The following is a 13,417-nucleotide window of genomic DNA, read 5'->3' as shown; positions in this document are numbered from 1 at the left end:
TTCCGTCCTTCGAACGCCGGCGCAACGCGCTTACGCTGGCGCCACGATCGACACTGTCTGCCGCAACGAATTCGTGCAGCGCTGCGCATCGTCGAGGAAGCGGCCGAACGCATCGCTGTTCAGGTCGTCGTGGCTCAACCAGCGCGCTTTCTGCACCACGCGCTGGCGGAACGCGATACCTGTCGCGCCCGGCTGCGGCGTCACGTCGACGTCGAACCACGGCGAATGCGCGGCGCAGGCGGCAAGCGGCCGGGCCGCCTCGACGCCGTCGAGCCGCACGTCGGTGAGCGTTTCCTCCTGGTCGCCCACGTACAGGTCGCCCACGTCGCCGTTGCGCCGGTAGTTCGCGAGCCGCTCCCACTTGTCGCGCCAGCCGGCGCCACCGTTGTACACGTAGCCGCTCGACGTGCGGTCGAGCGCGCGCCGGTCGACGCCCTGCGCGCGGATCCGGTAGCCGCCGAGCCCCGCCTCGCTCGAGGCCGGCCGCTCGATGCGGCATTCGACCGGCTCGTTGAGCCAGCCATTGCACAGGTGCTGGTCGACGGCGGTCGCGCCCTGTGCGTAGTCGGCGTCCATCAGCGACCACAGCAGGTTCCCGTTCTTGACGACGCTCACGTCGACGCGCGCGCTGCCGTCGGCCAGCACGCGCGCACGGTACCTGCCGTCGAAGGTCGCCAGCGGCGCTTCGGCCGCGACGCGGTCCTCGCTCACCGTGCCGTCGCGCTCGAACACGAACGCCCAGCGGTCCTGCAGATCGGACGGCGTGCGGCCCGGCAGGTGCACGTTGTTGGTCGGATCGAGCCACCAGGTCTTGCCGTCGACCACCGCCCGCACGATCGCATGGTTCGGCGCGCCGATGCCGGGCACCAGCAGCGGCCGCGCATCGGCGCCGCGGAACACGAGCGCGGGACGCGCGTCGATGCCGCTCGCGTCGAGCATCGCGGCGAGCAGCACCGCGAGATCCTTGCAATCGCCATAGCCGTTCGACTCGATCTGCGCGAGGTCGAACGGAATGAGGCCGCGCTCGCTCGCGCGCCAGTCGCCCATGTAGCGATAGTGCGCGCTGATGAATTTCATCAACGCGGCAACGCGCTCGGGCGCGGGCTTGCTGCGCGCCGCCGCGACGGCTGCCGCGGCGCCAGGCGGCAGCGGCGCCGCGAGAATCGCGTTGTAGCGCGCGGCGAACACGCCGAAATGCGCCTGCCGGTCGAGGCTGCTGGCGAGTTCGATGCGCGGCACCCGGCGCACGAGCGTGCCGTCCTCGTTGATCAGGTTGACGAAGCGCGGCGCCTTCAGCTCGACGACGAGCCGTTTGCCCTGCCGCGACGTATCGACCCGGAATGCATCGAGCTGCTCGCCGCGCCACAGGATCGGCCGGTCGGCCGTGAACGTGGCCCGATACGCGTCGAGCCGCACGGGCGTCGGATCGAACACCGCGCGCTCGTGGAATTCGGTGGCGTTCGGCGTGGCGGCGATGTGCTCGACGAGCGTGTACGTGATGGTGCTGCCCACCACCAGGCCCGGAAACGCGACGGACGTCTGCTTGTTGCGGTGAAAGCCGGCTTCCGGGTTCGGCGCGGTGCGCGTGTCGATCTGCCTGCCCGACAGGGCGACGCGCCGGCCGTCCGGCTGGATCACGGCGGCGTCCTTGATCTCGAGGCGGTCGTTGTCGCGGAAATCGAAGTCGAGCCGCGACAGTTGCGCACGCCCGGCCGCGCGCAGGATCGTCAGGTGCTCGACGGTCGTGCAGTCCTTGCTGGTGTCCGGATGGATCCGGCAGGCGAGCTCGGTGCGCCGCGCGACAGGCGCCTCGTCGATCGGCTGCAACGCGGCGTTCGTGCCGGCGGCGGCGACGCACAGCAGCGCCGCGATACCGGTGCGCGTGCGCATCGGGCGGGATCGGTAGGTCATCGGGAGGGCTCCTCGTTTGGGTGGTGGCGAGTTGGATACGGTCGTCGCATCGCATAGGCCTACTGATTTCGCTCGAGCGAAATGCGGACGCACGCGTGCGCAACGGATGGAGACGCGCCGGAATCGACGCTGACGACATGGCTAAAGAGAGGCGCGCCGCACGACGATGTGTGCGGGCTTCGTGGCGAGTGTCGCTGACCGATGGCGATTGCATCCGGGGCCGGCGCCTCGAACGCGCCAGTGCAGGCGCAGGTGGATGCAATCACGCTGAATCCCGATCGCCTGTCTGATGAAGGACGAGCGATCCGTTGATTCATTAGAACTGCTTTGGTATTCGCGCTATCGAATGATATGACGATTTAAACCGGGCCGATCGTATCAAAATCTTTCGAAGCCTGTCAAACCTGCCGGTTATTCATTTGACTTGAATTCACCTCGTTGCTTTGCAATTCGAATGAATAAACCCAATGCCGGCGGCGGCCGGATGTTCGCCTCTCATCCGGCCCGATCAAGATCGCCCAACCCGTCACGATCCACGCATTTCCATTGCCTAGAATCAAAGTTGTGTGCACGCCCATCGTGGCGTGCGGCACGGCCGGGTCGGTCATATCGCCCGCCCGCGAACCCGCCGCGCGTCAATCCTGCGTGGAATGCCGCGGGCACCCGGGCGTTGCGGCAAGTCTGACCGATCGAACCGCCCCTTTTTCCCTGGAGATCGTCATGAATACGGAAACCAGCGCCAACGTGCGCGCGTTCGTGCAGACCGCCGAGCAGGCCGGCTCGTATGTGTGGGTCATCGCGCTCGTCGACTTCGACGCGCAGACCGTCAAGCGCGCGCTCGTCTCCGAGGAGTCGTTCGGCACGGCAGCCGCCGCGAGGGATGCCGGCGAAGCTCGCCTGACAGGCATGCGGCAGGATCACTGACGCAACGCACTCGCCTGCGGACCCGTCCGGCTTTCGCGCGCGGACGGCCTGAAGTCGAACGATAGGAAGAAATGGCCGGAAGCGGAGAACGATCATGTCCAAGACGCAAGCGCCGCCCGGGCCGACGCCCGCGGTATCCGTCGACGCAGGCAGCTACCGCGTCGTGCGCCCCCAGAACGCGAGCGACGTCATCGCGCTGCTGCGCCGGCACGATATCCGGATCGTCGACCTGAAGTTCACCGACCTGCCCGGCCTCTGGCAGCACCTGTCGATTACGCGCCCCGAAGTGCACGAAGGCCTGTTCGACGCCGGCATCGGCTTCGACGGCTCGTCGATTCGCGGCTTCCAGGAGATCCACGAATCGGACATGCTGCTGCGGCCGGACCCCGCCAGCGCGTTCGTCGATCCGGTGTGCGGCACGCCGACGCTGTCGCTGATCTGCGACGTCATCGATCCGGTGCTGCGGCAACCGTACTCGCGCGACCCGCGCTACATCGCGCAAAAGGCCGAGGCCTACCTGAAGCAGACCGGCATCGCGACGGCGTGCTATTTCGGCCCCGAGCTCGAGTTCTTCATCTTCGATTCGATCCGCTTCGGCCAGGACCAGCACAGCGGCTACTACTACGTCGAATCGGCCGAAGGCGACTGGGCCACGGGCCGCGACGAAGGCGCATACGGCGGCGGCAATCTCGGCTACAAGGCGCGCTACAAGGAAGGCTATTTCCCGGTGCCGCCGCAGGACACGCTGCAGGAGATCCGTTCGGAAATCGCGCTGACGCTCGAGCAGGCCGGCGTGCAGGTCGAGGTGCATCACCACGAGGTCGCGACCGCCGGCCAGAACGAGATCGACATCCGCTTCGCGACGCTCACGCAGATGGCGGACAACGTGATGATCTACAAGTACATCTGCAAGAACGTCGCGCGCCGGCACGGCAAGGTCGCCACCTTCATGCCCAAGCCGCTGTTCGCCGACAACGCGAGCGGCATGCACTGCCACCAGAGCCTGTGGAACGACGATCGCAATCTCTTCTACGACGCGAACGGCTGGGCGCTGACCTCCGACCTGTGCCGCTGGTACATCGGCGGCCTGCTGCACCACGCGCCCGCGTTGATGGCGCTGTGCGCACCCACCACGAATTCGTACAAGCGGCTCGTGCCGGGCTACGAAGCGCCGGTGAATCTCGCGATGTCGCAGCGCAACCGCTCCGCCGCCGCGCGCATTCCGATGTACTCCGATTCGCCTGCTGCGCGCCGCGTCGAGTTTCGCTGCCCCGACCCGTCCGCGAACGCGTACCTCGCGTTTGCGGCGATGCTGATGGCCGGCCTCGACGGCATCGAGAACCGGATCGATCCCGGCGAGCCGCTCGACCGGAACATCTACGACCTGCCGCCCGAGGAAGCGTGCAACATCCGGCAGGTGCCGGGCTCGCTCGACGCGGCGCTGCTGGCGCTCGAAGCCGACCACGCATTCCTGCTCAAGGGCGGCGTGTTCAGCGACGACCTGATCCGCACGTGGATCGATTACAAGCGCAGGCGGGAAATCGACGCGATCCGCCTGCGCCCGCATCCTTGGGAGTTCTACCTGTACTTCGACATCTGAACGCACGCCATGCCGGCGAACGGCTCAACGTGCGCCGGCATGCGACCACGTCCCTTCGATATCGATCACCGTGCGCACGGAGTTCGCGAGGAAGCATGCGTCGTGCGCTTCGTGATGCAGCGCCGCCACCTCCGCGTCGGTCGGCGCGCGCTCGCCGGCGAACGTCACCGCCGGCTTCAGCACGACGCGCGTCACCACTTCCTTGCCCGCGTCGTTCTTCTCCATCGTGCCCTGCGCCGCATCGCGATAGCGCGTGACGACGAAGCGCTTCTGCGCGGCGATCGACAGGAACCACAGCATGTGGCAGCTCGACAGCGCCGCGACGTACGCCTCCTCCGGGTCGACCGCGGCCGGATCCGAGAACGGCGCGCGCACCACGTGCGGCGAGCTCGACGCGGGCACCGTGACGCCGCCGTCGAAGCGCCATTCGTGCCTGCGGCTGTAGCGGTTGTCGGTGAACTTCTCGTCCGGTGCGCCCTGCCATTCGACTTCAGCGGTATACGTCGACATCCTGGCTCCTTCGTTGACAAAAATCCTGTGTGCGCGCGCCGCGCCGGCTCAGATCGGCGTCAGCAGCGGCTCGCCCGCGAAATGCCGCGCGGCGTTGTCGAGGAACTGCTGCACCGAGCGGTCCAGCGCCTCGGGCGACCAGCCGCCCATGTGCGGCGTCAGCACGACGTTGTCGAGATCGAGCAGCGCGTGCGGCGGCGCCGGCTCGCCCTCGTACACGTCGAGCCCCGCGCCGCCGAGGCGGCCTTCGCGCAACGCGTCTGCCAACGCAGCGGTATCGACAACGCTGCCGCGCGCGATATTGACGAGAAATCCGTTCGGGCCGAGCGCATCGAGCACCGTGCGGTCGATCAGGTGACGGGTGCCCGCGCCGCCCGGCGTCGCGACGAGCAGGAAGTCGGCCCACTGCGCGAGCGCGTCGAGCCGGTCGAAATGGCGATAGGTAACGCCGGCCCTCGGCGTGCGGTTGTGATAGCCGATCTCGAGATCGAAGCCGGCCGCGCGGCGCGCGAATTTCTCGCCGATCTTGCCGAGACCGACGATGCCGAGCTTCTTGCCGGACACGTTCGGCGGCAGCGGCAACGCATCGCGCCAGATGCCCGCGCGGGTCTGGCCGTCCAGCCGCACGACGCCGCGCACCGTGGCAAGCAGCAGCGCGAATGCATGATCGGCGACGCAGTCGTCGTTGGTGCCCGTGCCGGCCGCGACGGCCACGCCGCGCGTGCGCGCATGCGCGACGTCGATGTGCTCGAAGCCCGCGCCGAGCGCGCTGACGAAGGTCAGGCGCGGCAGCCGATCGATCTCGGCGGCGGTGAGGCCCGTGCTGCCGTTGGTCAGCACCGCGCGGATCGTGCCGCCGTGCTCGGCGATGGCCTGTGCGCGTGCGTCGGGGGTGAGGGCGTAGCGCACGTCGAACGACGCGGCGATCTGGCGATGCGCGTCGTCGCGCATCGGGATGAGGACCAGCAGCTCGGGCTTCATGATGGAATTCGGCTTCGCGGCGATGCACGGCAGTGTATCGGAAGACGCCGGTTCGCGTACGGGAGAACCGGCCCAAAACGGCGCACGCGGTTTGCCAAAGCAGGCCCGCTCAAGTAAGTTTCGGCGTACGCTCCTTTTCTCACAATGCTGGAGGTCGGCCCGATGAAACTTGCCCTGCCCGCCCGGATGCTGGGCCTCGCGTTCGCCGCCGCCGTCGCGGCGCCCGGCGCGCATGCCGCCGACGCCGTCGTGGTGTCGTCGAAGATCGATACCGAAGGCAACCTGCTCGGCAACGTGATCGCGCAGGTGCTGAAGGCGCACGGCATTCCGGTCACCCAGAAGATCGCGCTCGGCACGACGCCGATCGTGCGCAAGGCGCTCGTCAGCGGCGAGATCGACATCTATCCCGAGTACACGGGCAACGCCGCCTTCTTCTTCAACAAGGCCGACGATCCCGTGTGGAAGGACGCGGCGCAAGGCTACGACACCGCGAAGAAGCTCGACTACGCGGCCAATCGCCTCGTGTGGCTCACGCCGTCGCCCGCGAACAATACGTGGGGCGTCGCGGTGCTCGCGCCGCTCGCACAGGCGCAGCGCCTGAAAAGCTTTTCCGATTTCGGCAAATGGGTGGCCGGCGGCGGCAAGCTGAAGCTCGCGGCGTCCGCCGAGTTCGTCAACAGCGCGTCCGCGCTGCCGTCGTTCGAGAAGGCGTATGGCTTCAAGCTGAAGCCCGACCAGCTCGTCGTGCTGTCCGGCGGCGACACGGCGGCCACCATCAAGGCCGCCGCGAACCAGACCGACGGCGTGAACGCGGCGATGGTCTACGGCACCGACGGCGGGATCGCGGCCAGCGGCCTCGCGGTGCTCGACGACGACAAGCACGTGCAGCCCGTCTATGCGCCGACGCCGGTGATTCGCGAAGCGGTGCTGAAAGCGCATCCGCAGATCGCCGACTACCTGAAGCCGGTGTTCGCGAGCCTCGACCTGAAGACGCTGCAGACGCTCAACAGCCGCATCCAGATCAACGGCGAGCCGGCCGCGGGCGTCGCCGCGCAGTACCTGAAGGCGAAGGGCTTCGTGAAATGACGGCGCGCGCGGCCGCCTCCGCGCGACGCCTCGCGGCCGACCGGGTCGGCATCCTGATCGGCGTGCTGACGATCGGCGCGGTGCTGTTCGCGCCGTTCGTCGTGCTGCGGCCGAACCGGATCGCGGCAGGCGCCCGGCTCCCGCTGCTCCATGCCTTGCCGGGCGCGCAAGCCAGCGCGCTCGCTGCGCTGTGGATCGCCGCCGCGCTGTGGACGATGACGGCGAGCCGGCCCGCGTGGCGCCTCGCCGTCGGTTGCGGGCTGCTCGCGACGCTCGGCTACGCGGCCGGCGCCGCCGCGACGCATCTCGTCGCGGCCGACGACGCGCTCGCGCGCGTGTCGCCCGCCGCCGGCGTCTGGCTGCTGCTGTTCGCGTGGGCCGTGCTGGTCGCCGATGCGCTCGCGCGGCTCGCGTTCGGCCCGTGGCGGCGGCTCGCCGCGCTCGCGCTCGCCGTCGCGGCGCTCGCCGTGCCGCTCGCGACCGGCTGGTGGGACGGGCTCTCCGTGATGCGCGAATACGCGGTGCGCGGCGACGACTTCTGGCGCGAGGCCGCGCGGCACGTCGCGCTCGCGGGCGGCTCGGTCGCGGCCGCGCTGGTCGCGGGCCTGCCGCTCGGCATCGCGTGCGCGCGCGTCGACGCGGTGCGCGCGGCGGTGATGCCGGTGCTCAATGTCGTGCAGACGATCCCGAGCATCGCGATGTACGGGCTGATGATGGCGCCGCTCGGCATGCTCGCCGCGCACGTGCCGCTCGCGGCCTCACTCGGCGTGCGCGGGATTGGCGTCGCGCCGGCCGTGCTCGCGCTGTTCCTGTATTCGCTGCTGCCGATCGCCTCGAGCGTCGCGGTTGGCCTGCAGCAGGTGCCGCCGCAAGTAACCGAAGCCGCGCGCGCGATGGGCATGACGGGCGCGCAGCGCCTGCTGCGGGTCGACCTCGTGCTCGCGCTGCCGGTGATCCTGAGCGGCGTGCGCATCGTGCTCGTGCAGAACATCGGCCTGACCGCGGTGGCCGCGCTGATCGGCGGCGGCGGTTTCGGCACCTTCATCTTCCAGGGGATCGGGCAATCCGCCGCCGATCTCGTGCTGCTCGGCGCGATCCCGACGATCGCGCTCGCGCTGATGGCCGCCGTCGTGTTCGAAGCCGCGACCGCACTCGCGAAAGGACCTTCCGCATGATCGAAATCGAACGGCTCGGCAAGCGCTTCGGCGATCTCGTCGCGGTCGACGACGTGTCGCTGACGATGCGGCGCGGCACGATCACCGCGCTGGTCGGCGCGTCGGGCAGCGGCAAGTCGACGCTGCTGCGGATGATCAACCGGCTGATCGCGCCGAGCGCGGGCACCGTGCGCATCGACGGCGCCGACACCGCGAGCGTGCCGCCCGAGCAGCTGCGGCGCGGCATCGGCTACGTGATCCAGGGCCACGGCCTGTTTCCGCACTGGAACGTCGCGCGCAACATCGCGACCGTGCCGCGCCTGCTCGGCTGGCCGGCGGCGCGCATCGACGCGCGCGTGCGCGAGCTGCTCGCGCTTTTCAATCTCGCGCCGGACGAGTTCGCGGGCAAGCTGCCGCACGAGCTGTCCGGCGGCCAGCAGCAGCGCGTCGGCGTCGCGCGCGCGCTCGCCGCGGAGCCCGCGATGCTGCTGATGGACGAGCCGTTCGGCGCGCTCGATCCGATCATCCGCGGCAAGGCGCAGGACGAGCTGCTCGCGCTGCAGCGGCGGCTCGGCATTACGGTCGTGCTCGTCACGCACGACATCGAGGAAGCGCTGAAGCTCGGCGACACGATCGCGGTGATGGACGGCGGCCGGCTGCTGCAGGTCGCGCCGCCCGCCGAGATCCTCGGCCAGCCGGCGGCGGGCGTCGTCGAGCAACTGGTGGCCGGCGTCGACCGGCCGCTGCGCCTGCTCGCGCTGACGCCGGTCGGCGACGTGGCCGAGCCCGGCCGCGCCGACGGCGAGCCGATCGCCGCGACGCGCACGCTGCGCGACGCGATCTCCGAGCTGCTGTGGCGCGGCGTCGACGTGCTGCCGGTCGAGGACGCCGATGGCCGCATCACGCGCCGCATCGCGCTCGACGCGATTCGCGCGCATGCGCGACGGCCCGCATGACGACGCGGCCCACCGCGCATCGCCGGCGCGGCTTCGCTTCGCTCGCCGCGCGCGTGGCCGCGCTGGCGCTGCTGCTCGTGCTGCTGCTGCGTCCGGCATGGCTGCAAGGGCTGTTCGCGCCGTTCGCGGACAACGGCGCGCCCGTCATCTACGACCGCGCGAGCCTGCTCGACCTCACGCTCGCGCATCTCGGCACGGTCGCGCTGTCGAGCCTGATCGGCACGCTGCTCGCGATCGCGGCCGGCATCGCGGTGACGCGGCCGTCCGGCGCGGATTTCCTGCCGGTGGCGCGCAGCATCGTCAATATCGGCCAGACGTTTCCGCCGGTGGCCGTGCTCGCGCTCGCGGTGCCGGCGGTCGGCTTCGGCCTGCAGCCGGTGCTGATCGCGCTGGTGCTGTACGGGCTGCTGCCGGTCTTCGAAAGCACGATCGCGGGCATCGAGGACGTGCCGCGCGACGTCGTCGACGCCGCGCGCGGGATGGGCATGAGCGGCTGGCAGCAACTGGCCACGGTGGAGCTGCCGCTCGCGCTTCCGGTGATCGTCAACGGCATCCGCCTCGCGGTCGTGATCAATCTCGGCACCGCGACGATCGGCTCGACGGTCGCCGCGCGCGGGCTCGGCGACGTGATCATCGCGGGCCTGCAGACCGCGAACACGGCATTCGTGCTGCAGGGCGGGATGATCGTCGGGTTGCTGGCGGTGCTGGTGAGCGATGCGATCGGGGCGCTTGCGCGGCTGGTCGAGAGGCGTGCATAGCGCTCTCCCTGCCAGCCCTTGTCATCCGGCCTGCGTTCCATATTCAGTCACCGCAGCCGGCCTGGACTTCGGTGGGTTTGGTACGCTCTGCAGCGGCGAACGGCGCCTGGGCTCATCCGCCGCCCCCACAACGTTCAACGTGTTGCCGCGCGCCTCGATCTTCACCGGATCGGTTTTCTTCCATTGCTGCTTCGGAATCGTCAGCTTCCACATCGAATTCCTGCCCGGATCGCGGAAAAACGCAACCACGCCAACATGTTCCGTATCGCTGTGCATGGGTTCACTTATGCTCGCACTCGCATCCGGACGCAGCACGACGTCCGTGGTCGCAAGCACATCGGCTTTCAACACGTCGCGATCGTCCGCCTGCATCTGCGCGTAATCGAGCTGACGGAACGTCTGCAATGCTTTCAGCTGATAAATCCGCACGACCGTAGACAACGATTGCTCGGCGTCATTCGGATTGAGCGACGCTCGGCTGACGAGATCGATGTTCATCGTCTTCACCTGCGTCGTGAACGCCCACTTCGCCGCGCCCACCGTGCCATCCTTCACCGCCTGCCCCACTCCGCATCCCGCGACGGCAAGCATGGTCAGCACGACTGTGCCGGTTCTAAACGGTCGCATCATTCAATCGGTCCCTTGTTGTGTTGCCATTTCGATTTCGTCGCGTAGCGCGCGTGCTCGCTGCCTCCGGTCCACTCGCCAAGCTGCACACGGGTCATCCCGGTTGCCGCGGCAGGCGAGCCGGGCGGCGGCAGCAAAGTCGTGTACCCCAGACTGACCTGATTCGAATTCAGTTGCTGAGCCGGCATCAGCTCCGGTGACACATGCATTTCCAGATGCGCGCTGGCTTCGTAACCCAGATAAAAGCGCAAGAGCGCCATGAGTTCCCGGTGGTGGCCGCGCCCCGGCAACAGATCGACAACCGCCTTGCGCGTGTATGGCGTGATGATCACGCGCACCGTGTTTGCCCGATCATGGAATCCGCGCCCAAGCAGACACCCTTCACCGAGCGCGCCGGGTGTGGCCGTGCCCACGTGTATCCATACCGGATGACACTCCTCGACCGTCACCCGCGCGTCGGCCACTGCATGCCAAAGCACGCCGGCCAGCCCTTCGGCCGTACGCGTCTTCTGCCCCGCGAGTCCGAGCATCGACAGCAATTTTCGGGCGCCGACGGCCTGCGCGATCTCCGATTCACCCATGCCAAGCCCTGCGAAGCTCAACAAGCAACGCGAAACGGTATCGGTGCCTCCACGCCTGAATCCGGCTGGATAGCGGTATTTGCGCCACACCCGGTAGTACTGCGTGACGATGCGATGATGGAACAGATCGAGAAACCCCGACATCGGCTCGGCGCCGTCGCGATTCTGTGCAATTTCGTCGACGAAATACGACGGCATGCGCGCGTCGACGCCATAGAGCCCGAGAAACGTCGTGCGAACCGCAGGTGGTGCCGCCGGATCATCGAGGTCATATTCGATCGCGTCGATTTCACGGCTCGGAAACCCGATCCGCGCCCTCGAACGGAAGCGGACCGGCTCGGCCGCCGCCGAATCAGTTGCACCGAGCGGCGCTCTGTCAGGTGCGGCCAGCTCGATCAATTCGCAGAAGCGAAAGAAATTCATCCTTACTGCGTTGTCGAGCAACTCCGGCAAGAGCGGACGATCTGCCCATGAAGGAGAGGTTCTTCGAGACGTACTCAAAACGGCGCTCCGTCACCCTTCGTATCGGGCCATGTGATGCGACGGCCAGTCGGCTGCGTCACGATCACGAGCTTCGTGAACAGGTTCAACGTCGCATAAAGTCCAAGAAAGCGATTGAGCATCCCCCCAAACAGTTCGATATCGCCTTCGCCGGCGAACGGGCTGCTGTCGAGCGTCACTTCGATCTCGACGCCCCGCTGCAGCCCCCCTTTCACGAGCTTCTGCAGCAGCCGATGCTTCACGTCGATGATCGCTTCGATGCGGCGCTTGTTCAGTTCGCCGTCGGTCCAGTCATACAGCGCCAGCGATCCGCGCAGGATCTCCGGGTTCAGCAGCGACAGGTAATTCGGCGAGAGATGCGACAGCACACGCCACTGAAAGCGGTCGCCGGTCGGCGGGTAGACGGGAAGCGTCGGCGCCGTCAGGTTGCGCACCGAGCCGACATTCGTGAAGCCGCTTCGCATCCGCGTAATGCTCGCTTCGCGCAGGGCTTTGCGGGGCAGCATCCCGTTCGTGCCGGTGACCGATAGCGACAACGTTTCCTTCGGGAGCGTCGCCTGCTGCTCCCACGCGTGGCCGCCGAGCACGACCCATGTATCGAACCGGCCTGACGGCCCGCGTCGCATGCGGCTGTGAAAGTACCGTTCGGGCATCTCGTGACGCAGCATGCCGCCACGGTGCCGGAACGATGCGAACGGTGCGTATTCGAAGCGCCGACCCGATCCCGCCTCGAAACCCTGCACGGTGTCGACCGAATACACGTCGACATGATCGCCTTGCTGCTCGATCGCATGGACGCGATACTCGGTTTCGAATTGCGTGGCGACGATCGGGTCGGCCTCCATCGGGAACAGGTTGATGATCGGCGTGCAGAAAAGGCGCACGTTCTCGGCGGAAAAGCGCATGTCGTCCGGATAGGGCCGGCTCGGCACGACCTCAACGTCGAAATACGGCGCGTCCTGTGGGATGGCCTGCATGTCCAGGCCAAGCAGGTCCACGAACATGAACTTTTCCGGGAACGTGAAGTACTCGAGCAGCAGTTGATACCCTCCGAATGCGTTGTCCGCCTTCGGCCACAGCCGTTCGCCGGCCGCGAACCCCGCGGGCTCGATGCGCAAGCCATGCATCGGCTGCGATGCGCCGGGACGGTCGGCGGGATAGCCCGGAACGCGTATGTGAATCGCGGCAGGCTCGTTCACGAGCGCCGCGTAGAGCGCCAGCGCGACAGGCCGGTCGGCGTTCAGGAACAGGCGCAGGCGCGGCACGGTCAGTTGCGCGCGCTGGACCTGAGGCTGCGTCTCGAACCGGAACCGCAGAACCGAGCGGCCATCGTCGCGTGTGTACGCATTCGCCTCGGAAAGCCGCAGTGGATACAAATCCACTTCCTGCGTGGTTCGATAGACGCATCGGACGCCATTGCCGCCCGCGCTGGACGGCGTTTCGACCGGAATCGGATCGGACATGACCTCCAGCCCCGCCGCAAGCGTTTCGTGCTTCTGCAACGCGCCGTTGGCCGGGCTCAGTTCGAGAATCGACAGCGACGGGATCATCCGCAAATAATGTGGCCACAGCATGCTGACGAGCCCCTCGGTCAATTCCGGCAGTTCGTCGTCGAGTTTGTGGCGCAGGCGTCCCATCAGAAAAGCGAAGCCTTCGAACAATCGTTCGACGTGCGGATCCCTGTCGCCGATGCGATCGATGTTCAGCATGCGTGCGCGGTCGGGGAACGCGTGTGCAAACTCCTTGCCCGCATCACGCAGGTAGCGCATCTCGGCTTCGTAGTAGCGGAGAATTTCGTTGTCTTTGGTCGCGTCGCTCATGGGTTCAG

The 13,417-nt window shown here is 67.7% G+C and carries 13 protein-coding genes; 6 read left to right on the top strand and 7 right to left on the bottom strand.

The features are described 5' to 3' along the window. Positions 1-30: 30 nt before the first annotated feature. On the bottom strand, positions 31-1,911 hold the full coding sequence (locus tag ABFO07_RS17845; protein WP_347469361.1) for a DUF3857 domain-containing transglutaminase family protein: 1,881 nt from the start codon (positions 1,909-1,911) through the stop codon (positions 31-33). A gap of 398 nt (positions 1,912-2,309) precedes the next feature. Then, a complete protein-coding gene (locus ABFO07_RS17840) occupies positions 2,310-2,519 on the bottom strand; it encodes a hypothetical protein (protein ID WP_347469360.1) in 210 nt (69 codons plus the stop codon). A gap of 112 nt (positions 2,520-2,631) precedes the next feature. Between ABFO07_RS17840 and ABFO07_RS17835 the strand changes: the two genes are divergently transcribed. Together ABFO07_RS17835 and glnA are read left to right on the top strand one after the other, a co-directional pair. Further along, positions 2,632-2,835 (top strand): hypothetical protein, encoded by a 204-nt coding sequence (locus ABFO07_RS17835; protein WP_059562127.1) that lies wholly within the window; start codon positions 2,632-2,634, stop codon positions 2,833-2,835. A 94-nt stretch (positions 2,836-2,929) separates the two neighbouring features. Continuing rightward, positions 2,930-4,435 (top strand): type I glutamate--ammonia ligase, encoded by a 1,506-nt coding sequence (glnA, locus tag ABFO07_RS17830; RefSeq protein WP_059801555.1) that lies wholly within the window; start codon positions 2,930-2,932, stop codon positions 4,433-4,435. A gap of 24 nt (positions 4,436-4,459) precedes the next feature. Here the strand turns inward: glnA and ABFO07_RS17825 are convergent, their stop codons facing one another. Both ABFO07_RS17825 and ABFO07_RS17820 read right to left on the bottom strand, forming a co-directional pair. After that, positions 4,460-4,945 carry an OsmC family protein gene (locus ABFO07_RS17825; RefSeq protein WP_060014191.1) on the bottom strand — a complete coding sequence of 162 codons (486 nt, stop codon included), beginning with the start codon at positions 4,943-4,945 and terminating at the stop codon, positions 4,460-4,462. 48 nt (positions 4,946-4,993) lie between these two features. Next, a complete protein-coding gene (locus ABFO07_RS17820; protein WP_060161516.1) occupies positions 4,994-5,926 on the bottom strand; it encodes a 2-hydroxyacid dehydrogenase in 933 nt (310 codons plus the stop codon). 162 nt (positions 5,927-6,088) lie between these two features. On the opposite strand from ABFO07_RS17820, the gene osmF reads away from it, so the two are divergent. Genes osmF through ABFO07_RS17800 form a run of 4 tightly spaced genes read left to right on the top strand, consistent with a single transcriptional unit; the run spans position 6,089 to position 9,880 of the window. Further along, entirely contained in the window at positions 6,089-7,012 is a 924-nt protein-coding gene (osmF, locus tag ABFO07_RS17815; RefSeq protein WP_059562608.1) for a glycine betaine ABC transporter substrate-binding protein OsmF, read from the top strand. After that, a complete protein-coding gene (locus tag ABFO07_RS17810; RefSeq protein WP_347469359.1) occupies positions 7,009-8,187 on the top strand; it encodes an ABC transporter permease in 1,179 nt (392 codons plus the stop codon). The genes osmF and ABFO07_RS17810 overlap by 4 nt, the downstream gene beginning before the upstream one ends. Beyond that, on the top strand, positions 8,184-9,122 hold the full coding sequence (locus ABFO07_RS17805) for an ABC transporter ATP-binding protein (protein WP_060028124.1): 939 nt from the start codon (positions 8,184-8,186) through the stop codon (positions 9,120-9,122). Before ABFO07_RS17810 ends, ABFO07_RS17805 begins: the two co-directional genes overlap by 4 nt. After that, a complete protein-coding gene (locus ABFO07_RS17800) occupies positions 9,119-9,880 on the top strand; it encodes an ABC transporter permease (RefSeq protein ID WP_059562106.1) in 762 nt (253 codons plus the stop codon). Before ABFO07_RS17805 ends, ABFO07_RS17800 begins: the two co-directional genes overlap by 4 nt. A 21-nt stretch (positions 9,881-9,901) precedes the next feature. On the opposite strand, the gene tssJ is transcribed toward ABFO07_RS17800, so the two are convergent. The 3 genes from tssJ to tssF all read right to left on the bottom strand — a co-directional run bounded on the left by tssJ (position 9,902) and on the right by tssF (position 13,409). Further along, positions 9,902-10,471 (bottom strand): type VI secretion system lipoprotein TssJ, encoded by a 570-nt coding sequence (tssJ, locus tag ABFO07_RS17795; RefSeq protein ID WP_347469659.1) that lies wholly within the window; start codon positions 10,469-10,471, stop codon positions 9,902-9,904. A 35-nt stretch (positions 10,472-10,506) separates the two neighbouring features. Further along, positions 10,507-11,511 (bottom strand): type VI secretion system baseplate subunit TssG, encoded by a 1,005-nt coding sequence (tssG, locus tag ABFO07_RS17790; RefSeq protein WP_347469358.1) that lies wholly within the window; start codon positions 11,509-11,511, stop codon positions 10,507-10,509. Between the two features lie 74 nt (positions 11,512-11,585). Then, positions 11,586-13,409, bottom strand: a complete 1,824-nt coding sequence (tssF, locus tag ABFO07_RS17785; protein ID WP_059958778.1) for a type VI secretion system baseplate subunit TssF — start codon at positions 13,407-13,409, stop codon at positions 11,586-11,588. Between the last annotated feature and the right edge of the window lie 8 nt (positions 13,410-13,417).

This window comes from Burkholderia stagnalis, assembly GCF_039848545.1.
GTDB lineage: Bacteria > Pseudomonadota > Gammaproteobacteria > Burkholderiales > Burkholderiaceae > Burkholderia > Burkholderia stagnalis.
The sequence above is the reverse complement of the archived record's forward strand: the minus strand, read 5'-3'. Positions and strand labels throughout refer to the sequence as shown.